The sequence below is a fragment of the Bacillus infantis genome (assembly GCF_020171945.1).
In the GTDB taxonomy this organism is placed as follows: domain Bacteria; phylum Bacillota; class Bacilli; order Bacillales; family Cytobacillaceae; genus Bacillus_AB; species Bacillus_AB infantis_A.
This window is the reverse complement of sequence record NZ_JAIVAP010000012.1, coordinates 81,527-105,116: the sequence shown is the minus strand read 5'-3', so window position 1 is coordinate 105,116 and position 23,590 is coordinate 81,527. Positions and strand designations below refer to the sequence as shown.

At 45.6% G+C, this 23,590-nt stretch carries 28 protein-coding genes; 6 read left to right on the top strand and 22 right to left on the bottom strand.

Going from position 1 to position 23,590, the window contains the following annotated elements; translation table 11 throughout:
• Nucleotides 1–2: 2 nt before the first annotated feature.
• The 7 genes from LCM00_RS16340 to LCM00_RS16310 form a co-directional block, all read right to left on the bottom strand.
• Complete coding sequence (locus LCM00_RS16340) at nucleotides 3–293, bottom strand: hypothetical protein (protein ID WP_224904059.1); 291 nt, start codon at nucleotides 291–293, stop codon at nucleotides 3–5.
• A 24-nt stretch (nucleotides 294–317) separates the two neighbouring features.
• Nucleotides 318–1,952, bottom strand: a complete 1,635-nt coding sequence (gene bshC / locus LCM00_RS16335) for a bacillithiol biosynthesis cysteine-adding enzyme BshC (protein ID WP_224904057.1) — start codon at nucleotides 1,950–1,952, stop codon at nucleotides 318–320.
• 124 nt (nucleotides 1,953–2,076) lie between these two features.
• Complete coding sequence (locus LCM00_RS16330) at nucleotides 2,077–2,472, bottom strand: DUF3397 domain-containing protein (protein ID WP_224904056.1); 396 nt, start codon at nucleotides 2,470–2,472, stop codon at nucleotides 2,077–2,079.
• Nucleotides 2,473–2,484: 12 nt separating this feature from the next.
• Nucleotides 2,485–3,378, bottom strand: coding sequence for a 2-dehydropantoate 2-reductase (locus LCM00_RS16325; RefSeq protein WP_224904055.1), 894 nt, complete (start codon nucleotides 3,376–3,378; stop codon nucleotides 2,485–2,487).
• A 477-nt stretch (nucleotides 3,379–3,855) separates the two neighbouring features.
• Nucleotides 3,856–5,397, bottom strand: a complete 1,542-nt coding sequence (locus LCM00_RS16320; RefSeq protein WP_224904054.1) for an acyl-CoA carboxylase subunit beta — start codon at nucleotides 5,395–5,397, stop codon at nucleotides 3,856–3,858.
• Between the two features lie 32 nt (nucleotides 5,398–5,429).
• A complete protein-coding gene (locus tag LCM00_RS16315; RefSeq protein WP_224904053.1) occupies nucleotides 5,430–5,642 on the bottom strand; it encodes a biotin/lipoyl-containing protein in 213 nt (70 codons plus the stop codon).
• 14 nt (nucleotides 5,643–5,656) lie between these two features.
• Entirely contained in the window at nucleotides 5,657–7,000 is a 1,344-nt protein-coding gene (locus LCM00_RS16310; RefSeq protein ID WP_224904052.1) for an acetyl-CoA carboxylase biotin carboxylase subunit, read from the bottom strand.
• 343 nt (nucleotides 7,001–7,343) lie between these two features.
• Between LCM00_RS16310 and LCM00_RS16305 the strand changes: the two genes are divergently transcribed.
• Entirely contained in the window at nucleotides 7,344–7,826 is a 483-nt protein-coding gene (locus tag LCM00_RS16305; protein ID WP_224904051.1) for an N-acetyltransferase, read from the top strand.
• Nucleotides 7,827–7,879: 53 nt separating this feature from the next.
• Here LCM00_RS16305 and LCM00_RS16300 read toward each other — a convergent pair whose 3' ends face one another.
• From LCM00_RS16300 to LCM00_RS16285, 4 genes are all read right to left on the bottom strand, one after another.
• On the bottom strand, nucleotides 7,880–8,476 hold the full coding sequence (locus tag LCM00_RS16300; protein WP_224904050.1) for an RsfA family transcriptional regulator: 597 nt from the start codon (nucleotides 8,474–8,476) through the stop codon (nucleotides 7,880–7,882).
• Between the two features lie 77 nt (nucleotides 8,477–8,553).
• Nucleotides 8,554–9,312 carry an enoyl-CoA hydratase/isomerase family protein gene (locus LCM00_RS16295; RefSeq protein ID WP_224904116.1) on the bottom strand — a complete coding sequence of 253 codons (759 nt, stop codon included), beginning with the start codon at nucleotides 9,310–9,312 and terminating at the stop codon, nucleotides 8,554–8,556.
• Nucleotides 9,313–9,448: 136 nt separating this feature from the next.
• A complete protein-coding gene (rpmF, locus tag LCM00_RS16290) occupies nucleotides 9,449–9,622 on the bottom strand; it encodes a 50S ribosomal protein L32 (RefSeq protein ID WP_009791160.1) in 174 nt (57 codons plus the stop codon).
• A gap of 128 nt (nucleotides 9,623–9,750) precedes the next feature.
• Entirely contained in the window at nucleotides 9,751–10,272 is a 522-nt protein-coding gene (locus tag LCM00_RS16285) for a YceD family protein (RefSeq protein WP_009791159.1), read from the bottom strand.
• 224 nt (nucleotides 10,273–10,496) lie between these two features.
• Here LCM00_RS16285 and LCM00_RS16280 point away from each other — a divergent pair, with 224 nt between their 5' ends.
• The gene (locus LCM00_RS16280) at nucleotides 10,497–11,723 is read left to right on the top strand and encodes a nucleotidyltransferase (protein WP_224904049.1); all 1,227 of its coding nucleotides are present in this window, start codon (nucleotides 10,497–10,499) and stop codon (nucleotides 11,721–11,723) included.
• A gap of 36 nt (nucleotides 11,724–11,759) precedes the next feature.
• Here LCM00_RS16280 and LCM00_RS16275 read toward each other — a convergent pair whose 3' ends face one another.
• Complete coding sequence (locus LCM00_RS16275; protein WP_224904047.1) at nucleotides 11,760–12,782, bottom strand: SepM family pheromone-processing serine protease; 1,023 nt, start codon at nucleotides 12,780–12,782, stop codon at nucleotides 11,760–11,762.
• Entirely contained in the window at nucleotides 12,769–13,569 is an 801-nt protein-coding gene (locus tag LCM00_RS16270; protein ID WP_224904045.1) for a patatin-like phospholipase family protein, read from the bottom strand. Before LCM00_RS16270 ends, LCM00_RS16275 begins: the two co-directional genes overlap by 14 nt.
• A 330-nt stretch (nucleotides 13,570–13,899) precedes the next feature.
• On the opposite strand from LCM00_RS16270, the gene ylbJ reads away from it, so the two are divergent.
• Nucleotides 13,900–15,126 (top strand): sporulation integral membrane protein YlbJ, encoded by a 1,227-nt coding sequence (ylbJ, locus tag LCM00_RS16265; protein ID WP_224904043.1) that lies wholly within the window; start codon nucleotides 13,900–13,902, stop codon nucleotides 15,124–15,126.
• 21 nt (nucleotides 15,127–15,147) lie between these two features.
• Here the strand turns inward: ylbJ and coaD are convergent, their stop codons facing one another.
• The 3 genes from coaD to LCM00_RS16250 form a co-directional block, all read right to left on the bottom strand.
• The gene (gene coaD, locus LCM00_RS16260; protein WP_224904041.1) at nucleotides 15,148–15,636 is read right to left on the bottom strand and encodes a pantetheine-phosphate adenylyltransferase; all 489 of its coding nucleotides are present in this window, start codon (nucleotides 15,634–15,636) and stop codon (nucleotides 15,148–15,150) included.
• 2 nt (nucleotides 15,637–15,638) lie between these two features.
• On the bottom strand, nucleotides 15,639–16,208 hold the full coding sequence (gene rsmD, locus LCM00_RS16255) for a 16S rRNA (guanine(966)-N(2))-methyltransferase RsmD (protein WP_224904039.1): 570 nt from the start codon (nucleotides 16,206–16,208) through the stop codon (nucleotides 15,639–15,641).
• 538 nt (nucleotides 16,209–16,746) lie between these two features.
• Nucleotides 16,747–18,138, bottom strand: a complete 1,392-nt coding sequence (locus LCM00_RS16250) for a hypothetical protein (protein WP_224904037.1) — start codon at nucleotides 18,136–18,138, stop codon at nucleotides 16,747–16,749.
• Nucleotides 18,139–18,417: 279 nt separating this feature from the next.
• Between LCM00_RS16250 and LCM00_RS16245 the strand changes: the two genes are divergently transcribed.
• Nucleotides 18,418–18,807 carry a DUF7147 family protein gene (locus LCM00_RS16245; protein ID WP_224904035.1) on the top strand — a complete coding sequence of 130 codons (390 nt, stop codon included), beginning with the start codon at nucleotides 18,418–18,420 and terminating at the stop codon, nucleotides 18,805–18,807.
• 130 nt (nucleotides 18,808–18,937) lie between these two features.
• Here the strand turns inward: LCM00_RS16245 and LCM00_RS16240 are convergent, their stop codons facing one another.
• From LCM00_RS16240 to LCM00_RS16220, 5 genes are all read right to left on the bottom strand, one after another.
• The gene (locus tag LCM00_RS16240) at nucleotides 18,938–19,213 is read right to left on the bottom strand and encodes a YlbG family protein (protein WP_009791147.1); all 276 of its coding nucleotides are present in this window, start codon (nucleotides 19,211–19,213) and stop codon (nucleotides 18,938–18,940) included.
• Between the two features lie 136 nt (nucleotides 19,214–19,349).
• Nucleotides 19,350–19,790 carry a YlbF family regulator gene (locus tag LCM00_RS16235; RefSeq protein WP_224904033.1) on the bottom strand — a complete coding sequence of 147 codons (441 nt, stop codon included), beginning with the start codon at nucleotides 19,788–19,790 and terminating at the stop codon, nucleotides 19,350–19,352.
• Nucleotides 19,791–19,849: 59 nt separating this feature from the next.
• Entirely contained in the window at nucleotides 19,850–20,260 is a 411-nt protein-coding gene (locus LCM00_RS16230) for a hypothetical protein (RefSeq protein WP_224904031.1), read from the bottom strand.
• Between the two features lie 135 nt (nucleotides 20,261–20,395).
• Nucleotides 20,396–20,638: a YlbE-like family protein gene (locus LCM00_RS16225; RefSeq protein ID WP_224904029.1), complete on the bottom strand. Its 243-nt coding sequence runs from the start codon at nucleotides 20,636–20,638 to the stop codon at nucleotides 20,396–20,398.
• 17 nt (nucleotides 20,639–20,655) lie between these two features.
• Nucleotides 20,656–21,054, bottom strand: coding sequence for a YlbD family protein (locus LCM00_RS16220; RefSeq protein ID WP_224904027.1), 399 nt, complete (start codon nucleotides 21,052–21,054; stop codon nucleotides 20,656–20,658).
• A gap of 143 nt (nucleotides 21,055–21,197) precedes the next feature.
• Between LCM00_RS16220 and LCM00_RS16215 the strand changes: the two genes are divergently transcribed.
• Together LCM00_RS16215 and LCM00_RS16210 are read left to right on the top strand one after the other, a co-directional pair.
• Nucleotides 21,198–21,683: a PaaI family thioesterase gene (locus LCM00_RS16215; protein ID WP_224904025.1), complete on the top strand. Its 486-nt coding sequence runs from the start codon at nucleotides 21,198–21,200 to the stop codon at nucleotides 21,681–21,683.
• A gap of 10 nt (nucleotides 21,684–21,693) precedes the next feature.
• On the top strand, nucleotides 21,694–22,053 hold the full coding sequence (locus LCM00_RS16210) for a hypothetical protein (protein WP_224904023.1): 360 nt from the start codon (nucleotides 21,694–21,696) through the stop codon (nucleotides 22,051–22,053).
• A 75-nt stretch (nucleotides 22,054–22,128) separates the two neighbouring features.
• On the opposite strand, the gene LCM00_RS16205 is transcribed toward LCM00_RS16210, so the two are convergent.
• Nucleotides 22,129–23,154, bottom strand: coding sequence for a CAP domain-containing protein (locus tag LCM00_RS16205; protein WP_404802168.1), 1,026 nt, complete (start codon nucleotides 23,152–23,154; stop codon nucleotides 22,129–22,131).
• Nucleotides 23,155–23,590 lie beyond the last annotated feature (436 nt).

Genomic DNA, 23,590 nt, shown 5'->3' with positions numbered 1-23,590 from the left:
CCCTAAACCCCACTTTCCAACTCAAATGTACCACATTCCCCCACTTTCCTCCACATGTTTTTAATATTCTCCTTGCATTCTGCAAATCCTTCTGGTAAATAATTATTTTTCTCCTTTTTATTTCCTGCGGGAAAGATCCTTCCAGCCCTGGTTTTGGCTAAAAAGGCTGCCGTATCCTTTCTAACGCAGCAATCCCCAACCGGATTGGCAAGGGATGTTGAAACAGATTTCTTTTTAAAAATATGAAAAAAAAAAGGGTTGGGATGTTTCCATCCCAAACCCTTTTCAGGCATATGCGTCATCTGCCGCCCTTATGTTTAAAGCTTTATTAGTTTATGCTTTCCATCAAACTCAAATGGAAGCTCCATTATATCGTCTATAAGGGTAAGACCATGCAAATTCAGATAATAAAGGATATTCCAAATCCGTTCCTGAGGCGACCCTGAAGGCCTTAAGGCAGCTTCAATGCGCCTGTATTTAGAAAGAACGGCTGAATGCCTGTTTTTCAAGCTCTCTTCCGTTTTTGCCTCCATGAAATCCAGCTGCTTCAGCAGAAATGATTCATTTTTTTCAAGCAGGGGCAGCATTCCTCTGTCAGTTTCCTGAAGGCGGCTTTCAATCATCTTATATTGACTGACCAGCTGCTTTTTCGTTTCTCCGAATAGACTTGTCAGCGCCTGGTCCTTTACTCCATCGACAAAAGCTTCCTGTTCTTTGCCTGTTCCATTTTCCAGAACCTTTGTGATTTCCAGGTCCAGATCCTGAATGTCTGAAGCAACAGGCCTTTCCAGCAATGTGATGTTCAGCCTTGGCACAATCGGCGGCATCTCCATGCCGAGATGTTCGAAAGCCTGTTTGAGCTCTGCCCAATAGGCGATCTCCCCCGGGCCGGCAATAAAAGCAAGAACCGGGAAAAGCCGCTCCTGCGTAATTGGCCTTGTCACCACATTATTGCTAAGCTTTTCTGGCGACTCTTTGGCAATCAGGGACAATTCATCAAGAGAAAACTGAATAGCCCCATTCTTGCCTTCAAACAGGCTGAGCTCCTCATTATATTCTAGAAGGACCCTTTCAGAATTGATTTCATCATAGAAAAAAAGGTTTGCTGCATTATCGCCTATTTCGATCGCAGGTTTGAAACCGGCTGCCTCGACTTCCCTCTGCTGCTGCTTCACCGCTTTGGTGATAGAGGAAAACTGGCTCAGCTGTTCGGAGAAAATGCTTTTTTCAAGTTTTCTCAGACGGCTGTCCCCTGAATCGGCAAGCAAAATGCCATATTCCTTAAACAGCTCCATAATCATATATGAAAAAAAGTCGACAAAGGTTTCTGACTGCTCTGCAGCCCGCTGGACAAACTGAAGCAGATCTTTCGTATGCTCTGTTTCTCCATATCCTTCGATCAGGCTTTCTGCCCAGCGGAAACATAGGGCTCGATCCAGCTCGATCATAGACACCATCTTCTTCTCCAGTACCTTGTGCGGGTACACAGCTTTTTCAATCCGCCCGCTGTTCTCCGCAAAGATATGATTGACCTCGTGATAATCATGGTCTTCCCCGGCTATCCAGAACACCGGGACCACAGGAACTCCCAGTTCGGCCTCCTTCTGCTTTGCAAGAACAATTATAGAAATTACTTTATGTATAGTATATAATGGCCCAGTCAATATTCCTGCTTGCTGTCCGCCGACAATTACCACACTATCCTCCGAGCGAAGCTTATCTAATGAAATGCCGGTTTTGTCCGAAGAAGGAAATCTGGACATATACTGCGCGATATAATCGGCAAGCTCTTCTCTGTAAAACTTCCGTCCCTTCAGCTCGTTCAAACGCCTCTGATATTCGCTGGCATCATGATATCGGTAATGGAAAAAACGCTCCACCTCAGGCTCATGAGACGTATAATCTGTCGCAAACCGGCTGGATGCCGGCAGTGAGAGATTTAAAATCTCCATCTAAGTACTTCCTTTCTGGTCAACAATTTTCACTCCTACCTGAGTATAGCATTGTCAGAATTGAAAAGAAAAAAACTTTGCCTGAAAAACATGCTTCAAAAATGACTATCAGAGCATTCCTAGCTTACGGAATAGATAAATAGCCTGAAACGCTTTGAAACACACCTAGGATCAAAAGGACAATATAGGCAGAAAAAAACAAAAGAAAATTGAACCGCCAGAAACCCTTAAAAATCAGCTGGAAATTAATCTCCTGTTTGATCTTCCAATGGATGACTGTGAAAATGACCGCAGCAAACAGCATGAACAGCACTATAATCCATAAATAAGACCGTTCCCAAATAGCCAGGATCAAGAAGTGAACAGAAAGAATAAGAAGAAAGGTACTGCAGTCGAGTGCGATGCGGACTGACTTTTTGTGGCTGCCTGTAATTTGCTTGCTGATGATGAATACAATCAAGTAGCCGAGCAGCGGTACTGTCACAAGTGTTGCGGCAACCGCTGAAAAGAATGATGACATTGTGGATCCCCCCTAGTTTCCAGGCTCCTTCCCCTTGATGCACGAGTAAAATGCATGGACAAGGGGAGCGTGTTTATTTTTTCTATCCGCTTCTCCCAGAATATATCCGAGAATGGCATCCGCTTCTGTTTTTTTCTGGTTCTGCAGGTCTTTTAGCATAGATGAAGTGTTTGCTGATGTTTTCCTGCAGACTGAAACCAAAGCGTCAAAGGCTTCTTCAGGATCTGCCAGCTCCAGCACAGCGGCAATTTCTGCAAAATAGTCCTGCACCAATGTGTAATAATAGGGATTTTCAATCAATTCTCCATTTTTCACCTGAAGGATGCCAGTCAGTGGATTGACTATGCTATTGATGACAAGCTTTTGAAGGAGCATATCCTTGTAATCCTCGCGGACGGCAAAAGGAAAGTCTCCGGAAGTTTCCTGCAGGCATTCAGCTGCTTCTGTTCCTTCTCCTGAGAATACCGCTATGTTCGTTCTTCCGGCTCCTGTGTGCTGAACAGTCCTTGCATCTTTTTTTAATGCCCCATGCTCAACGGCCCCTACTAGGATGGCCTTGGCCCTGAGATCGTGGAGCAGTGACAGATGGCCCATTCCATTCTGGAGAAATAAGAATGCAGGAGATTGTGCCGCCTGAATATCATTTATGACAGAAATAAGGGAATGGACATCGTATTGCTTGACCGCAACAATGGAGAGCTCTTCTTCTCCCTTCCATTCATCGATCAGCAGCACCTGTACATAGGAAATATGTTGCTGACCTTTCGCGATTAATGAAATCCCATATGAAGAGATAAGCTTTTTCTGCTCTGCAGAACGGACATACAGAGTGACTTCATGACCCTTCTGCAAGTATGCTGCAAATAATAATCCAATGGCCCCCCCGCCAATGATTCCTATTTTCATAAAAACTCCTCTATTTTGTAACTTTTAGTAATATTCTATCAGATATAGCCAACTTCCTGTACTCTGCCTGGGACTTTTTCTTTTTTTAATGAAAATGGCCGAGGTAATAGGATGAAATCAGGCAAAAGGCCAGCACGCGCAAAAGGTTTATTAAGTGATTGAAGGAAATTTTGGCGTGGTGAGGAGATGTGGGGCAAAACTACAGAGGTAGAGGGTGCAGCTCCTATCGCTGGGACCTTCTATTTACATTTTTCTTGGCCAGATGGTTCCGGCAGCCTTGACTAAGACCCTCTGTTTTCTTTTTTTTTGATCAGAGAGCTTCAGCGGCCCTCACTGAGACCCTCTGTTTTCTTTTTTTACAAATAGAGGGTCCCAGCCTCTAAACTGGAACCCTCCGCTTCTATATTCCAGCTACAAATTCCAGTCCCTCGAATCCCTGAGATTATCAGGGCTGAGCAAGCCGCTTCCGCTTTTTTATCAAACCGGATAAACTGGATGCTTTCTCACACTGAAGTTCAGTTCTTTTGTTTCATAATAGGAGAATCTCTCGATCAGCTGATCGCGGAGGTCAGAGGCAGCGACAATATCATCTACGATCAGTTCTGAAGCTAGCCTGTAGATATCGATATGTTCTTTGTATTCCTGCTGTTTCTCCTGGACAAAGGCGATTTTTTCTTTTGGATCTTCTATTTCGTTGATTTTGTTGGAATAAACCGCATTAACTGCGGCTTCTGGGCCCATTACCGCAATCTGTGCAGTCGGCAGGGCAATACAGCAGTCAGGTTCGAATGCCGGGCCGGCCATTGCATATAGTCCGGCGCCATATGCTTTCCGCACAATGACCGATATCTTCGGAACAGTTGCCGAGCTCATGGCTGCGATCAGCTTGGCGCCGTGGCGGATGATGCCGGCACGCTCAACCTTTGTGCCAATCATGAAGCCTGGGACATCGGCAAGGAACAGAAGCGGAATATGGAAGGCATCGCAGAGCTGTATGAATTTCGCCGCTTTATCGGCTGAATCAACAAACAGGACACCGCCTTTCACCTTCGGCTGATTGGCAATGATACCGACAGCTCTCCCGCCTATCCGTGCCAGCCCGGTAACAATTTCAGGGGCAAACAGCTTCTTGATTTCAAAGAAACTGCCTTCGTCAATCAGGGCATCAATACATTCATACATATCAAAAGGGGCATTTTGGTTAACCGGGATGATGTCTTCGAGCTGACGGCTCTCTTTGGCTGCGATCCCCTCCAGCAGTTCCGTTTTCTTCTGAAAGTTCGGAGGGAAGTATGGCAGGTACCGTTTGGCATACCCGATCGCCTCTTCCTCACTGTAAGCAAGCACGTCGCCGCAGCCGCTGACAGAACAATGCATACGGGCTCCGCCCATTTCTTCCAGCGTCACTTTTTCCCCAATTACCTTTTCAGCCATCCTTGGGGAGCCTAAATACATGGATGCGTTTTGATCCACCATGATGACGATATCACAGAAAGCAGGGATATATGCCCCGCCTGCAGCAGATGGTCCAAACAGCAGGCAAATCTGCGGGATGACTCCAGATAGCTTGACCTGATTATAAAATATTCGGCCGGCACCGCGGCGGTTAGGAAACATTTCCAGCTGATCTGTGATTCTCGCGCCGGCAGAATCTACCAAATACAATAATGGAACCTTCAGCTTCTCGGCAGTTTCCTGTATCCGGATAATTTTTTCGACCGTCCTTGCCCCCCAGGATCCAGCTTTTACGGTTGAATCATTGGCCATGACACAGACTGTCTGTCCGCCCACTTTTCCAGTGGCGCAAACTACACCGTCAGCCGGGAGGCCTTCTTCCTTGCAATTGGCAAATTTGCCGTCTTCCATATACTCCCCGTCATCAAATAAAAGCTCGAGGCGCTTCCTGACAAACAGCTTATTTTGCGCCTTCAGCTTTTCATGATACTTAGGGGGCCCGCCGGCTTCTGCTGCTGCGGACCTTTCCCTTAATGTTTCGGTCAAAGTGTTGACTGCCTTCATGTTATGCCTCCTCTTTTTCTTTTTGCGGACTGCTATTCCAATACGATCAGAACGTCTCCTTCATTGACAAAATCACCGGCTGAGACTTTTACCTCAGCTACTTTTCCGTCGATATGGCTTTCAACCGGGATTTCCATTTTCATTGACTCCAGCATGATGACTTCCTGGCCGGCCTTGATCTCATCCCCAGGCCCTGCCAATGTGTTCAAAACTGTACCAGCCATTGATGATGTTATTTCTTTCATGTGATTTCCTCCTCTTAATGAACTGCAAATTTCTTTTCCGCCAAAAAGGCAGTTGTATAGTTTCCTTTAATAAAATCTTCGTCATTTAATATTTGCTGAAATAAAGGAGCATTTGTTTTGATCCCCTTGATTTCCAGCTGTGCAAAGAAATCAGAAGCCCTTCTGACCGCTTCTGCCCTTGAACCCCCGAAAATGATGCATTTCGAAATCATCGGATCGTAAAATGGGGTGACCGTGTTGTCCGCGAGATACCCATTATCCATCCGGACTCCCTCCCCTTTTGACCAGGAAAAGCTATCAATTTTCCCTGGAGAAGGCATGAAACTTACAGGATCTTCCGCATAAAGCCTGAACTCGATTGCATGGCCGTTTCTTGCTATTTCATCCTGAAGCAATGGAAGCTTTTCACCCCTTGCCACGAGGATTTGCCATTTCACAAGATCCAGGCCGGTGATCTGCTCGGTTACGGGATGCTCGACCTGGAGCCTTGTATTCATCTCCAGGAAATAGAAGTTCTCTTCTTCATCTACAATGAATTCAACCGTGCCGGCATTTACGTAGCCGACCGCTTCTCCTGCTCTCAGCGCTGTTTCCAGCATCTTCTGCCTTGTCCCCTCAGATATGAACGGGGATGGCGACTCTTCAACTACTTTTTGGTGTCTTCTTTGGATCGAGCAGTCCCTTTCGTACATGTGCACGAGGTTTCCGAATGAATCCCCGAATATTTGGACCTCGACATGCCTGGCATTAGGAATATACTTTTCAACAAATACTTCATCTGTGCCAAAATAAGCTTTTGCACGTGCTTTCGTTGAGTCGTAGGACTTAGCGAGCGCTTGCTCATTTTCACAGCGGATCATTCCGATCCCTCCCCCGCCGCCGCTTGCCTTAAGCATGACAGGATAACCCATTTCATCTGCGAGGCTTATAGCCGCTTCCAGCGTGGCGACACCTTCTCTGCTTCCAGGAACCACCGCGACTCCCGCTTTGGCCATTGTATCCCGGGAAACAATCTTATCCCCCATCAGCTCGATGGTCTCAGGGGCAGGTCCAATGAAAACGATCCCCTCATCAGCTGCAGCGCGGGCAAAAGCCGCGTTTTCTGACAAAAAGCCGTAGCCCGGGTGGATAGCGTCTGCTCCTTCTTCTTTGGCGATGCGCAGTAATTCATCTGCTTTAAGATAAGATCTGCCAACCGGGGGCTCCCCTATCCGGAAAGCCTGATCCGCTTCCTGGACATACGGCATTCCACTATCTGCATCCGAGTAAACAGCAATAGTTTCAATTCCCATTTCACGGCATGTTCTAATAACGCGCGAGGCAATCTCGCCGCGGTTTGCAATCAGTATTTTTCGCACATTCAATCCCCTTTCCTGGCTTAATCCCTGCAATAAAATATATTTCTACAAAGTTCTCCTTTTTCCCTTCTTTTTTTGAAAACGCTTTCTAAATTATTTGAAAATAGCTAATAGCACGCTATTTTTTCGCCTCGCAGGAGAATATTCATCCCAGAACTCCTCATGCTGCCATAAAATTCAACAGCAGTTGCAGCTTGATTATGCAGAATTATTTGTTATTTTGTTATATAATGTAGAAAAGCGCCTTCAAATTTTTGCTCCACGAGGCAGGTTTAATTTTCTATACTGCAGGGCAAAAAAATTCATATGATGTAATGTAACCAGTATGCAAGGGGGAAACAAAATGGAATTTAAAGTAGAAAAATTAAAGGTGAACTATAAAACTCTTGAGGAATTTAAAAGATTCAAAGAATACGGCCTGCAGGAATTATCCATGTTTGAAGATCTTGAAGCCAATATTATTGAAAACGACAGCGAGTCTCCTTTTTACGGGATCTATTTCGGGGATAAGCTGGTTGCCAGAATGAGCCTGTATCGGGAAGCTGCGAAGTTTGACCGGTACTTCAGCCCGCCGCAGGATTATCTTGAACTCTGGAAGCTGGAGGTTCTTCCTGATTACCAGGGCAAGGGCTACGGAACTGCGCTTGTAAACTTTGCGAAAAGCTTCAAGCTTCCTATCAAAACCAATCCCCGCATCAAATCAAAGGATTTCTGGGAGAGGATGGGATTCACTTCTGTTTCGTATGACATAGAAAGGGATCTGGGAGAAAACCCATTGGTATGGATCCCTGCCGGAGCATCTGAACAGACAGCTGAAACCAAATAACAGGGGGCAGACAGCCAGAAAGCGGACATCTAATTGTCCGCTTTTTAATATAATCACTTTTGGTATAGGCTGTGCTTTGTTTTCTGCTGGCGGTCTTCCTCTTTCAGCACCACCATCTTCCTTGCCCTTTCCATTATTTCTGTAAGCGCATCATAGTCTCTCTCCATGACCGAAATTTCCTTCAGCAGCCTTTCGTTTTCTGCAGCCAGGTAAAATACCTGATTCTCCAGTTTCTTGATCTGCTCTCCAGTCTCAGCAGCTGCTGGATGATTGGCTTTGCGGTACAATGCTTCAATATACCCCACAAGAACCTCAAATTCAGGGATTTCAGCCCCGGATACGGCATTTTCCGTGGAGATGCCGCCCTCTGTTTTGGCATGTTCCGGTTCCTGCTTGGCAGTCTGGACTGCTTCCGGCTTTTTCTTCAATTCCTTCCGCTGTTTCTTAGCAAGCTCAATCCCTGATTTATATTGCTTCCTCACATAAGAATTCCATCTGAAACCGCAGGCCGCAGGGGTCCTTGAAAGCTGTTTTCCCACTTCCTCGAAGGCCTGCAGCTGTGTGCCGCCTTCCCGTATATGGCGAAGAACCACTTCAGCAAGCAGCAGATCCTCATCCTGGGTCCAGGCATCTTGCCTTGTTGTCGACATCAGCTATCCCTCCTAGTCTTTTTAAAAGCATATGCTTCTGCTAGAAAAGATAGACTGTTGCATAATAATTAAAATAATTAAGATCGATTTAGAAATTTGTCCACCTGGGCATGATGCTCATCCTTTTCCCACAAAACTGCGCAGCGGCGGACCTCATCGTCAATTCTCTCCAGTATATGGCTATTTTGCCACTTCTCAATCTGCAGCTTTTTGTAGCTTTCAAGCACATTCACATCCAGCTGAAGGATTTTTGACAAAAAGCCCCTGCAGCTTTCGAGCGCATCTTGTTCGCTTAGTCTATGGATGAATCCGAGCTCCAGCAGTTCAGAGCATTCATAAACCGATGCTTCTGCCAGCATTTTTAGAGCATGGGCGGGCAGAAGTTTCTCCATTAGAATAGAGCCTCCGCCCCAGCCTGTGGTAATTGCTAGCTTTCCCTGGATGAATCCCGCCTTTGCACCTGAAGCTGCTATACGGAAATCGCAGGCAGAGGCAAGCTCACATCCTCCTCCGACCGCCGCCCCATTTAAAAAAGCGACTGTCGGTTTTGGCAGGAACAGCAGGTCTTTCATGATTGCCGCCATCCCGGACAGCATTCCAAAAGCCTCCTCCTCTGTCTTCAGGCTGTGGAAGAGCCCTAAATCTCCGCCAGAACAAAAAGCCTGGCCGCCGGCCCCGGTTATCATGAGTGCCTTAACCTCTTTACTGCCCGCCAGATTGACAGCCTCCCTCAGCCCTTCCATTACTTCATAATTGATTGCATTACGGACTTCCGGTCTGTTGATCGTGAATTGAAGCAGTCCATCTTCATGCTGTTCTATCAAATACGGCATCATCATCTTCCTTCACTTTTCTTCCATTATAGGAAGAAGTCCGGCTAAATAGCAATAAAATCGCAGAACAGCCCAGCTTCCAAAAAAAGCCCAAATTAAAAGCACAGGGACATAATCCCTGTGCTTTTAATGGTGAAAATTAGTCGTTAACAACTTCTTTTCCTTTGTATGTTCCGCAAGCCTTGCACACGCGGTGAGCAAGTTTCATCTCACCACAGTTTGGGCATTCTACCATACCAGGCACTTGCAGTTTGAAATGAGTGCGACGTTTTCTTTTCGCAGTTTTAGAAGTTCTTCTAAAAGGTACAGCCATTCTTCCCACCTCCTTAAAGAGTATTAAGAAAGTTATGAAGGCCAGGTATTCGCTGGATTCTTCAAATGCTTCTTGTAGTAGTTCATTAGTCCGGAAATATTCCGGGGATCATAATCCCAGTATTCCTGCTATTCGCCGGAGGGATCATTTTGATCAAAGAAATTCGCAAGCCCAGCAAGCCGGGGGTCAACTTTCTTTTGAAGGTCTTCCTCCTGGATGACTTCCCAGTCCTTGCCGGATTGGGGGGCACCCTCTTCACCGCTGTCCTCGCAAAAAACCTGCATAGGGACTTCAAGCAAAAGGATTTCTTCAATGATCGGCTGAAGATCAATGACATCGCCTTTCACCTGATGGGTTTCCTCTTCGGTTTCATAGTCCAAACCTTTTAAGAGGAATGTTTCAGTTGTTTCAACATTAATTGGATAATGCACATCAACTAACGTACGAGAACAAGGCAGCACCAGATGACCTTTAATGGTTAAATGAAAAGTCACCTTGGACGAATCTATATCCGCCCGGCCAAATATATGAATCGGAGAAACTTCTCTGATCGTCGGGTCGGTCTCCCTGATCCCGCTCACATCCACTGTTTCATCGATCGGATAATCCTTGCTTCGATATTTCTGTAATTGACTTATTGTCCATTTCATACGAATCACCCCAAGGCAACAAAAGTAATTATAGCTTTCATATAATTATTTGTCAATATTTTTTCTTTACACTATAATTTAAGCTAGTTAAACGCAGAATCGGCTTATTTTCCGGGCTTTTTCCGCTTGAAGGAGAAGGCTCATCTACCATTATAGCTTCTGTCACTATAATATAGGTTTATCACAAGCAGCCGATATTAAACCATTATAAGGGGAATGTTCTTATGAAAGCAGTTGGTGTGATCGTTGAGTATAATCCTTTCCATAACGGGCATTTATATCATCTGGAAAAATCGAAGGAAGCAGCAGGCGCAGATGTTGCCATTGCTGTCATGAGCGGAAATTTCCTCCAAAGAGGCGAACCGGCGCTGCTCTCGAAATGGGCACGGGCTGAAATGGCGTTAAAAGCCGGCGCCGACCTCGTCTTTGAGCTTCCCTATAAATTCGCTGTTCAAAATGCCGAAACTTTTGCGGACGGGGCGGTTTCCATTCTTGCTGCCTCAGGATGCAGCTCCCTCTGCTTTGGGAGCGAATCAGGAGACATCAATAAATTCAATTATACCGTCCATTTGCTCGACAAGCATAATGAAGCCTATCAGGAAAGGATCAAGCACCATATAGGAGACGGAAACAGCTATCCTAAAGCATTGTCCCTTGCTTTCAAAGATCTCGGGCTTGGCGAAGATGGTCTGGACCTGTCCAAGCCTAACAATATTCTCGGCTATCAGTACGCCAAGTCGGTCCATTCCCGCCATCAGAAATTGGAGCTCCTGACTGTCGAAAGGAAAAGTGCCGGCTACCATGACGAACACTTCTCATCCGAGACCATTGCGAGTGCAACGAGCATCAGGAAAGCTTTGTTTTCAGAAGGGCAGGAACTGACCGATATCAAATCTTATGTTCCTGGAACAACGCTTGAAATCATGAAAGATTATAAAAAAACCTTCGGTGCCTTCCACAAGTGGGAAATGTACTGGCCCTTCCTCAAGTACCGGCTGCTCCAGATGTCAGCTACTGAACTAAAGGAAATCTATGAAATGGAAGAGGGCCTTGAAAACAGATTCATGCTTTCGGCTATAAAGGCAGGAACCTTCCATGAGTTCATGGAATCCATAAAAACGAAGCGATACACATGGACAAGGCTGCAGCGCGCTTGTGTCCATATACTGACCAATACGAAAAAAGAAGAAATGCTGCCGCAGCCTAAGTCAGCATCCTACCTCCGGCTGCTCGGAATGAGTGAGGAAGGGCGGATATATTTAAACAGGCAAAAAGGAAGCCTGGGCCTGCCTCTCATCTCCAAGCTGTCCTCCATTCCGGAAGAAGCTGTGCGGCAGGATATACGGGCAGCAAGGATCTACGCTTCAGCCCTGCCCCATCCGCAGCGCCAGAAGCTGCTGGATATGGAATACACTCAGCCCCCAATCTACCTGAAGGGAAGCAGGGCGTGACAAATAAGAGCAGGCAGGAATAATCCTGCCTGCTTGTTATTTTGGTTCCAAGCCTGCCAAATAATCTACCGCTTCCTCAAAAGTGTTGATGGGAATGATTTTCATATCTGTCCCGATTTCCTCGGCAGTTTTGGCTGCTTCGCTGTAATTCGATCCGGCTGCCCCATTTTCATTCGGCGCCAGGAAAATTTCTGCACCAGCTTTGTCGGCCGCTACAATTTTCTGCTCTATGCCGCCAATCCTTCCGACCGTTCCATCACCAGAAATGGTTCCTGTTCCCGCAATCTGATAGCCTCTTGTCAAGTCATCCTTGGTCAGCTGATTGTAGATTTCAAGCGAAAACATCAATCCAGCCGACGGTCCGCCTATTTCCTCTGTATTGAGGCTGACTTCCGGATCCACTTTAATCTCCTTGTCATCGACAAGCGATATCCCGATCCCGACTTTATCAGGGTCATCCTTGAAGGCTTTCAGTGAAACCTTTGCTTCTTTGCTCTCTTCGCCTCTTTTGTAGGCAAGCGTGATGGTATCTCCCTCTTTTTTTCCGCTGACATAGGAAATGAATTCTTCAGACGACTTGAATTTCTGATTGTCGACTTGTGTTATCATATCGCCTGCCTTCAGCACTCCGTCAGCAGGCATATCAGGCAGGACATTCATCACATAGACGCCTCTGTACTCATAATCCACCGGGAGGCCCGCCTTTTTATAGGCTACCTCAATGGCTGCTGTTTTTGATGTGTCCATCAGATGCAGCTGGCGGACATTGTATTCTTCATCAGTTTCATCCTCGCGCCTAATTTCCTCGACAGGATAGATTTCCTGGAACTTGCTCACCTTTGCAGTCAGATAGGAGTATATATTGGCCCTGCCCATTCTGACGGTCGTAAGCATGAAGTCCCCTGACTCATCATATCCGCCTTCCACTTCAATTATCGGTTCCAGCTGCTTGGCCATGCCTGGTTTTGTTACATAATAAGGCAGATAATAGAAAAACCCTGCCAGCAAAATCACTGCAGCGATAAAGAAGGAACGGAGGAAGATTTTATTTCTCTTCATCGTCTTCTTGCCCCTTCCAATTTTGAATAGCTTCCTTTATTCTGGGAACTTGCTTCCTTGCTTCCTCTTCCCCAATTCTGATGATATCCTCAATATTGGTGAAAGCTCTGGAGCTGTACATTTCCACATGCGGCCTGATCATGATATCAGAGGCGATCTCCCGGTTCGAAACCAGCTCCATCTGCATAATATCCAGGCTTTGCATGATTACATCGAATATGGATGTAATGTCCGAGCTGGTCTTCACTCTTGACACATCGACAGCTATGATAAGGTCTGCTCCCATTTCTTCGACAACTGACACCGGCACCCTGTCAATGACCCCTCCATCGACCAGGAGCCGGTCTTCCAGTTTTTCGGGAATGAAAATACCGGGTATTGATATGCTGGCTCTGACGGCGTCAGCAATCGGCCCTTTGCTGAAAACAACTTTTTCCCCTAGCATTAGATCAGTTGCAACCACTCTGACAGGGATATCAAGGTCTTCGAGATTTTTGCCATGGGTAAACAATCGAATAAGTTCCTTCACCTTCTTGCCAGCCAGAAACCCCATCTTAGGTACTGTAAAATCAAGATAGTATTTCCTTTTGAAAGCCCCGGCAAGCTTATAGAGCCTGTCAATGTCCAGTCCAGCTCCATAAAAGCAGCCTACAAGCGCTCCCATGCTGCTCCCGGCAATCACATCGACATTGATTCCTTCCTCTTTCAGCACTTTAATGACGCCAAGATGGGCGAACCCCCTGGCTCCCCCTGATCCCAGCGCCAATCCAATCACGGGCTGCCTCATCAGCATCCCCCCTTTTATATAAGACTCATAGCGGGAGATAGTCAAGCATTTGCTTATCTCCGCTCCAAACACAATAAAGCCTGGTTTAATCTTATGGTCTATTTTATCTTTCTATGAGTATATTGGGATATATGGGGACAAGGCGTGCCCGGCTGAAGCCGATTGGGCAAAAGCAAATGGAAAACCCTGTATATTGGCTGAAAAATCTGCTGCGCAGACTCAGGAGGGACGGTTTGCTGTACCACACCCGGTCCGCTGATTATAAATACAGTTTATCACTGTTCCGCATGAGCTGCACAGTTTGTTTACCTGATAAGGGAGGATTTGCCGGTGTTGCGTTCCAAACTAAAAACACTCATATTAGCTTTATCCGTTACTTTAATGGCTGTATCGCTCATATCCTTTCCACAAGAATCAGTGGACGCCTCGATAAGAGGCCTCAATATGTGGTGGGAAATTGTCTTTCCTTCTCTCCTCCCCTTTTTCATTGTATCTGAGATGCTGATCGGATTCGGGGTGGTCAAATTCCTCGGAGTTTTGCTTGAGCCGCTCATGCGGCCGCTTTTCCGCGTTCCGGGCGTCGGCGGGTTTGTCTGGGCGATGGGGATGGCTTCAGGCTATCCTGCCGGGGCAAAACTCACTGCCAGGCTGCGCCAGGAGGACCAGCTGACCAAAACAGAAGCTGAAAGGCTTGTCTCTTTTACAAACTCATCAAATCCCCTGTTTATTTTTGGAGCAGTCTCTGTCGGATTTTTCAACAATGCAAAAATCGGCATCATCCTTGCTCTGGCCCACTATCTTGGAAATATCACTGTCGGCCTGATCATGCGATTCTATGGAAGAAAAGAAGAAATGACCCGTTCAAAGCCAAAAAGGAAAAATTCTCTCAGGGCTGCATTTTCTGCCCTCCATCAGACAAGGATCAATGACAACAGGCCCATCGGAAAGCTGCTCGGCGATGCTGTCATGTCATCAGTGCAGACGCTCCTTATGATCGGAGGCTTCATCATTTTATTTTCGGTTATCAATAAATTGCTCTTTCATCTGCATATCACAGCTTTTGTAGCCGAATTCATAGCAGTCGCCTTCAGCAGCATCAGTCTCCCTTCCGAGCTCAGCATCCCCTTTATCTCAGGGCTGTTTGAAATAACACTGGGAAGCCAGATGACGAGCCAAATTCAGCAGGCCACCCTGATGCAGCAGGTTATTGTAACAAGTCTTGTGCTGGGATTTTCAGGATTCAGTGTACAGGCCCAGGTGGCCAGCATTCTGGCCCAGACAGATATCGGCTTTAAGCCTTTCTTTGCTGCAAGAATCATCCATGGACTTGCGGCAGCTGTGTTCGCCTTTCTTCTGTGGGGGCCAGTATATGAAAGGTTTTATCATACAGATGCCCCTTCCAATGCTTTGCCTGTGGGACTGTTTGGCGGAAATGCCTATTCACAGGCCGCTGCCTTCCTGGCAGAGCATGGACCGCTGATAACGCTCGCAGCTTTGCTTGTCTATATTTTCCTGCTGGGCAGGCAAATTTATGCAGGAGACGCACAAAAAAAATAACCGGCAGCTGCCGGTTATTTTTTAATTCTGCAGATTGAATTTCCCGCTGAGAGCTTTCTGGACAGCCTCTGGCACAAGCTCGGAAATATCTCCGCCGTATTTAGCCACTTCTTTAACGATGCTGGAGCTTAAAAAAGAAAATTGATTGTTTGTCATCATGAAAAATGTTTCTATTTCCTCATTCAATACCCGGTTCATTGAAGTAATCTGCATCTCATACTCAAAATCTGAAACCGCCCTGAGCCCCCTGATAATCGCGCTTGCCCCGACACCTTTTGCGTAGTCAACAAGCAGTCCCTGGAAAGAGTCCACCTTCACATTGGGGAATTCCTTCGTTACTTCACTGATCAGACTGATGCGCTCATCAACAGAAAACAGCGGATTTTTGGATGAGTTATTGAGCAGAACCACATGAATCTGGTCAAACACCTTCGAGGCCCTTTTAATGATATCCAGGTGGCCATATGTAATGGGATCAAAGCTGCCCGGACAAACTGCAATGCTTGCCATTGTCATCCTCCTTCATTACCGTTGCTGTATGTAAAAATTGAAACTGCTATTATTCCATATGTCTCGCTTTTAGTTTTAACAAAATTCCCGGCCGCATCCGGCAGTTCTATATCAGAAGCATGTTCACAAACGATAACTCCCTCTTCTTTCAGGAGGGAATGCCGGCCGATCAGTTCCATCAGCTTCAACAGCTGCTGTTTTTTATAAGGAGGGTCCAGGAAAATATAGTCAAAACAAATTTCCCTTTTAACAATCGCTTTCAATGCCCTTTCAGAATCGTTCCGGTAAACCTCCGCCTTTTCCTCAAGGCCGCAGGCTTCGAGGTTTTCATGGACCGTCTTGATTGCCTTTCCTTCACGGTCAACGAAAATCATGCTTTCGAGCCCCCGGCTTAAAGCTTCAATTCCGAGGCCGCCGCTGCCGGCAAAAAGATCAAGACCGGTTCCGCCATCAAAATACGGCCCAATCATATTAAAGATAGCTTCTTTAACCTTATCGGTGGTTGGCCTTGTTGTATTTCCGGGCACTGCTTTTAAAGAAATGCCTTTACATTCACCCGACACCACTCTCATCATTCATCACCACAATCATTTGACATTTTCCCTTATTTTCTTATTTATCCTAACACAATTCGACCTATGCCGCCAACAGGCTATCTGAAAGCGGATTCATACGAAAGGCGCAAGCGCCTTGCTCATTTAAGGAACGCAGGCTAAGAACGCCACGTCCTGTCTCTGCATTGGGTCATCACGATTTCAATTGATTCTGCCAGCTGAGCGATCAGAATATGCTTAACTGCAAAAAATGTTCCCAAAAGGTGTATAACCATGTTCTTTATGGAAATAATGTAAGTAACAACATCTATTCGAGGGTGTTGTTGCCAACCGCGGAGAAGACTTACGTTTCCCCATAAGTTCTTCCTCCGGTTTCTCCTCTCCCTTTGCCTTCTGTCCCTATGGGATATAGAAGGGCCCTGCAGAAATGCAGGGTTTTTTCTTTTTCTCCATTAGAAGGTCGTGGTGCCTGAGGGACAAAATTAGATCATCATCGTCAAATTCTTAGCTTTTTCATAAACGAACAGATGAAAAAAGCTGGCATCACCAGCTTTTCTCATTTGCCTTTTTCGATTGAGATCCTTTTTTCTTCTTCAGCTACATTTATTTTAAATAGCGCTTCCAGCCAATGCCTGTCCATAAAAAGCTCTGATCCTACTGTTACCAGCGGATTCTCCAGGAGCCCGTAGTCCTCTTCATTGTATATGAAAATATTTTTGTCAAGAAAGAAACGGTAGCTATTATTGCCCGCCCCCTGAAGGAGGATTTCCTTAGCAGAGACCTTTTCAGCTTTGAATCCAAGCAGCCCTGCAGTTTTTATAAAAGGAAAATATGTTTTTCCATTCAGTCCGATTGCTTTCAATCCAGACTCTGTCCCATTTACATCTATTTTACGCTCATCAGCAAAATAAAAAGGAATATAAGGAGCTTTCTCATCTTTGTTCAGGGTAAAATAGCTTGTTTCCTTTCCAAGCTCATTTATAAGAAAGCGATCCAGCTGTTCCGCATTCAAAGAATCCGAATTTTTAACGTAAGAGTAAAAAAGTTCCATTCCTTCTTCACCCAGGACTTCCTTCAGACCTGCCAGAAGACTTTTGGCTTTTTCAGAGCCAGGCTCCTGTGAAAGGGCTGCCGAAGCTGCTAAATCCAGCAGCCAGGTTTCATCAGGAGGTGTCCCGCTGAATTTCTCTTTGAGCGCATGAGACAGAATTTTAGACATCAGCTCGTTTGGATCAGCTCCGGGATTAATAATCATTAGTCCGCTGCCGGCAGCTTCCTTATAGGAACCGGTTTGGATCAAAGTTAAGAACGGCAGATCCGCAATTTTCTCCGCCTTTTCCGCATCTATGGAAAGTCCGTTTTCTTTCTCTGCAGATAAAAAGATAACATGATCGGCTGCCTCCAGAGTATTCAGCTTTTCAGCCTGCCAGAAGATTGCCGGTGCGTCCCCTTCCCGTTCAAACACATAATAATCGATCAGCTCCCCCTGCTTGTACCCTTCTGGACGGCCGCCTGCAGCCCAGGTCCCAGACCTTCTGGAGGAATCTACAATGACAGTGAGTGTCTCATCTATTAGAACATCTGGAATCATGGTCGTCCAATCAGTCAGCAGGAAAGCAGCTGGAGAAGCGCCGACAGGGATGATATATTCGAACGTGAGGCTGCCGTCTTCAGAAAGGAATGTGGACGGATCCTCATCAGACGAGCTGCACCCCTTCCCTTCTATGCCGGGACATTCCCATCTGAACTGCTTTTCTGTCTTGGCAGTCCTGTATTCTTTGCCTTTCGACAGGCCTTTTATAGTCTGTGTAACAAATAATTGATCTTGTTTTGTTTCTATTGTCAGCTCCTGCTGGGCTGTTTCCTTCACCTTAGAAGGCTCTGTCTGTTTGGAGTAGGCATTCCACTGAAAGAACAGCATTGCGCCGATTACAGTCCCTAATGCCAAAAAACTAAGAAACAATCCTTTCCACATGCCGATTCCCCTTCAAAAAATAATTCTTTATTCATACAATAGCAAATGAATCTGACCAGGACTATCCTTTTTTTCACGATTTCATGAAACTTTTATCCTGGTTCCTGATTTACATATCATTTGTTCTTTCTATGGACTTCCACCAAAGGCCGCCGTTTCCAGATTAGAGTGCAGGCTTCTCAAACACTCTGCTAAGTGATAAAGTATCAGGAGATTCATTAAATTTATGCATATAAGCCAGGAGGAATCTATGTGATCCAGCGTTTTATTGAATTGGGAGAAGGTTATTCCGATATATATGAATTACTTGAAATTGTCCGTTCCAATAAGCATCGGCTGCAGCATCTGATTGCATTCCAATCCACTTTTGAAGGGAAAGAGATGACATCGGTCGCCGCAGTGCTCAAACCTGCAGAGACAGGGAAATTCCAGCCTCTGTATATTTGCCGGGAAGGTGTCCCCCATCCTGACACTGCTCCCAATGCCAGATTTCGATTATTTAAGGATTTGGCTGATGAATGCGGAAAGGAAATGATACGTCTGGAAGTAAAGCCTTCCGCACTCTTTGCAGAAAAGGAATTATTCTATCAGTACCTCATCGGCATTCTCAGATTGAACCATTATATACAGCCGCTGCATTAGAATGACAAAAGCGCAGGCGGCGTATATCACTTCCTGCCAGGCAAGAACTCGAGGGCAGGCACCCATTTTGATTGATGCTTCAATATTTCTTTTATAACCCCAAAAAAGGCAGGGATTTCTCCCCGCCTTTTTAAATGCCCATTTTATAATCGTATTCTTTCGCTTTATCCGGCTTCGAATTTTCGAATTCTGTCTTCAGAAACGGTTTATAGGAAGGCTCAGCCTTTTTTACGAATGAATAGGATGATATCTTTTGGATCAATGCCTCAGTATCCTCTATATCGCAATAAATGACCGCATACTTCAGCTTCTTGGAAACATAATGGACATTTCCAAACCGTCTCAGCATTTTTGCCTGCTTAAGAGAATAAAGCCAAACAATGATTCCCTGTCGCTGACCTAGCATATAATTTTCCCCTTCAATTTGGCAGTTTTTTATAGTCTAGCAAACAAAAAGGCATATATCAAGAAAAGCTTATAGACTTATTAGCTGGCCCGGAATAGAAAAAGCCCGGGAGTACAAGCTCCCGGGCCAGGTTGATTTATGCAGAACAGCTGCAGCTTCCGCCAGATCCGCAGCCGCCTCCGCAGCTGGAGTCAAAGAACGGGTTGCCGGTCGGCACCTTTACACTTTCCGAGACAGACTTTCCAATGATGAGACTGACTTCGTCAAGAAGGCTTTGCAGATCAGTTTCAGCCTTTTTGAACTCAGCCAGATGGATGTCCATGTCCATCTCCCTTTTCACTTCCCTGATGCTCATCATCACTGTTTTATAATCAGGATGATATCTTCCGAAGCGCTGCACTTCTTCGTACTGCTCCTTCATTTTTACAAAGGCTTTAATTTTCCTTTGTGTCTCCCTGCTGTTTTTCACTTTATATAAACAAGCGCGGTACTGCTCCGCCGCTTCTGATGTAAGAATCATGGCCGATAATTGGTCAGCTCTCTCAAGCAATTCGATTCTTTCGGTTGTTGCAAGCATGAAAAGCCCACCTCCGATTCATATTCTATCATGAATATGATCATTTGCGAAGTATGTGCTTAAGGAATTTTTACAGTAAATTCCTTTTCCTCCCCCGCAGGCCACCCTTTTGAAACGACTTTCACCTTTATCCTATGGGTTCCGCTTGCGAGTCCTTTGACCGAAAAGGAAGCAGCATGTACTTCCCGTATTTTCTTTCCGTCAGCATACAGCAGGATTTTTCCATGCTGTTCCCCGGCACCTTCCCGAAAAGAAATACCTGTAACAATACAGTCTATGTAAAGGTCACTGCCATGAAGTGTATACTTGACAAAAAGAGGGTTCTCATCTTCCCCCACCCCTGCTGCTGATATGTTTTTGGCCGCCATACCCCCTGTTTCAGAAGCCTTTGCCTCCGGCTCCGGCAAATCTTTGCCGCATCCGGCAGCCAGCATTGCCATTCCCATGAACAAGGCGAATACTTTTTTCATTTCCTGTTCCTCCTTTGCTACTAAGGCTATTTTTAGTCTTTCTTGGAAAGGGGCTGTTTATGAGCAGAAATTTTCAGAGAGATCGCGGATATTTTGTATAATGAAAAAAGCCCTTCTCCCGGGGAGAAGAGCTTACTATGAAGATTGTGAGTTCATTGCCTGAAACATGCTCATCATCATGGAGGCCATCTGGACGCCATTGTTGAACTTCTCTACATGATGCGGAATCGTTCTTTTATAATAGTGCAGTGCGGCAACCTCCAGCGCTTGTATTTCCTGGGGATTTCTGGATAAAGTGCGATACCATTGCGGCTGTTCCCTCATAAATTGCTTCAGTTCTTTTTTCTGATCTAAATAGTCAAGGATATCTCTTCTCATTTCACACCTGCCTTAAATCAATCTTTTCGGAATGAAAAGGGATTAGGCGGTTTTGCCTGGACCTGGCTTTGAGAACCCGGCGTCTGGCTTCCTGTCTGGAATTGGGAGATCACGCCCTGGACCGCAGACAGGGCCTGGCTGAGATTATTAATATATCCTTGCACCTGGCTGGGATCCAATTTTTTGACGGTGCCCATCACTGTGGACATCCAGTCGCTTTTTTTCTCCTCTTCCTTCACTTCTGCCCCAGGAGCCGCTTCCCCCCATCTGGTATCCTCCTCACCGAGAAGGTACCAATCTTCGTATAGATCCTGCCACGTCGACTTTCCATCTCTTACTTCTTTTATAATATGCGGCCTGGATTTTACGAATTCCTTGAATTGCGCAACGGAAGGATGAAGTTTCTTTTCAGTCATAATTCAATCACCTCATCTGATGCATTCGCCTACGTTACCATATGAAAAAGCTTCATGAAATGTGAAAGCTGCCTTTCACAGATGCAAAAAATGCCAATTAAATGATAAGATATGAAGCAGAAAGCATGTGAAAGGTGATATTGATGGATGAGCAGCTAAGGAATTTATTCGAGGCCTGCCTTGAACAGGCCACTGATGAAGACAGGGAGGTTTTGCACACACTTCTTGCTGGAGTGAAGAAGAAGCAGGATAACGTAAACAGCTCCTATATAGGCGGAATCCTGCATATGGACCGGACCATCACAGCGCAGGATTGCAAAGTAACAATGCCCGTCTCCCCCCTCCTGCATAATACACTCGGCATTGTGCATGGCGGGATGACGGCCACTGCGGTTGATTCAGCAATGGGCACCCTTGCCAACTCACTTCTGCCTGAGGGATATGGAGCAGTCACAACACAGCTGAATATCCACTATCTGGCTGTCGGTAAAGGCGAGAACATTATATGTACGGCTGCTCTCAGCCACAAAGGCACAAAGACGATGGTTCTTTCTGCTGATGTATACAGGGACGACGGGCGAAAAATCGCGCAGGCTACCGGCAGCTTCTTTGTTATTGAAAAGAAATAAGGAGGGCTATATGGTCACTGCCATTGTCATCCCTATCATATGCTTATACTTCTTCTGGGTTACGAGGAAGGAAAGGCGGAAATCCGAGGCAGAATGGAGAAACATCGGCACGGTCTCTGAAGAAGCAGTGATTGAAGGGAAAGTCACTGCACTTCACCTTGAAAAACAGCAGTATTATCATCATCTGCATGTTTGGGTACTTGAAATACGGCTTCAGGCTGCAGCAGAGACAATAATAGCCAGAAAACTTCAGGCAGCAGATCAAGACTTCAGGAATCCCGGTTTAAAAGAGGGCGAATATGTTATCTTTTTCGGGAAATGGCAGAAAGATATTTTCATTATAAACCGTTTAATGCTCAGGAATGCCTGATACAGACAGTATCCCTGGAAACAGACTAAAAGATTAAAGAGGCTCCCGGCAGTCCGGAAGCCTCTTTGACTATTTTCATTCTTGCCATTTCTGTATGAAATTCTGAGTATAATGCCTGTCGTACACCCCGACCCCAAGGTGGGTGAAATCCGGGTTAAGCAAGCTCTCCCTGTGGCCTTTGCTATTCAGCCAGCCTTCCACTACTGCGGGAGCATCCACATAGTGTGCGGCGATATTCTCGCCAGCCATCTGATAAAAAACTTCCCCAGCCTCAAGCCTGTCCGACAGCTCGCCGAATTTCTCAGAAGTATGGGAAAATTGTTTGCTTTCAAACATATCCCTGCTATGCTCATAAGCTACTCTTGCTGTAGCTTTGTCCCATTCAAGCACACTCAGTTCATGTCTCGCCCTGATAAAATTGCTGATGTCAAAAATCTGCTTCTCATTGCCTTCTTCAATCAGCCTCTTTTCTGCCTGCTCTGAAGGATCGGCTTCTATCAGGTCCCCCCTGTATACCAGTTCATACGGCCGAAGCTTTACAAGCGTCGGGGCATCCATATACCTGATACTCGACAGCTTGCCTGTAAAACGGTCTATATACAGCTGCGCATAAATTTTTCCCGTTTTGATGAGCGGCCTGGTATTAAGATCGTCTTCAGAAAGTTCAAACCGGTAAGAGCTGCCTTTATATTGAAAATTGATATTAGTATCAATAAATACAGAAGAGTAGATTTCGCTGACCGGCTGACCTATATTAAACGGGCTCACGTCAGCATCGGGCCCTGTGGCAAACAGCGTGACAACTTTTCCATCCGATACACCCGCCTGAACATACCGGCTGGTAGCTTCCTTGTAAATCCACCATTCATAGCCATATTCTGATGGGTCTTTACGTTCCGGGTCGCCAAGCAAGGATTGCAGATCAGAGGCATTTTTTCCAATAAGCGATGACAGTCCCTCCCCAGGGAGCTTTAAGGAAGATTCGTCTATCATATTTTGCCCGCTGAGGGAATTGTCTTCTTTGGGTTTAGTTTCCTCATCACTGATCAGGAGTTCGTCTTTAGGGTCTGATGATATATTAAAATAAAAACTAATGACCAGAAAAATAGATACAATAATTAAAATACGGATTAATTTTAGCAGACTCCAGCCCCCTCCCTGCCTTCTTTTCTATCATTTCTAGCATTATATGCCGCAGTATATAGATTATTATATCATTTTCAACTTTCTTTTTAATAGAATTGAATGATAAATTGCAGTGTATGTTATTAAAATGAAAAAAACAAAAAAGACTGCCTAAGCAGTCCTCAAGTAAATAATTATTTGGTTAAGCTCGGGCAGCAATTAAATTTTGAAACCCCTGATGATTGTAGAGGAAGACACGTAGACTCCTGCGGGACAGCAGCGGAAATGTTGAGACCCCGCAGCGCGTAAGCGCGAGGATGCTCAACTCCGCCCCGCGGAAAGCGAAGTGTCTGGAGCGGAAATCATCAGCCCCATTAAACAAATAAAACTAATCTTGAAAATCAATCGCAAT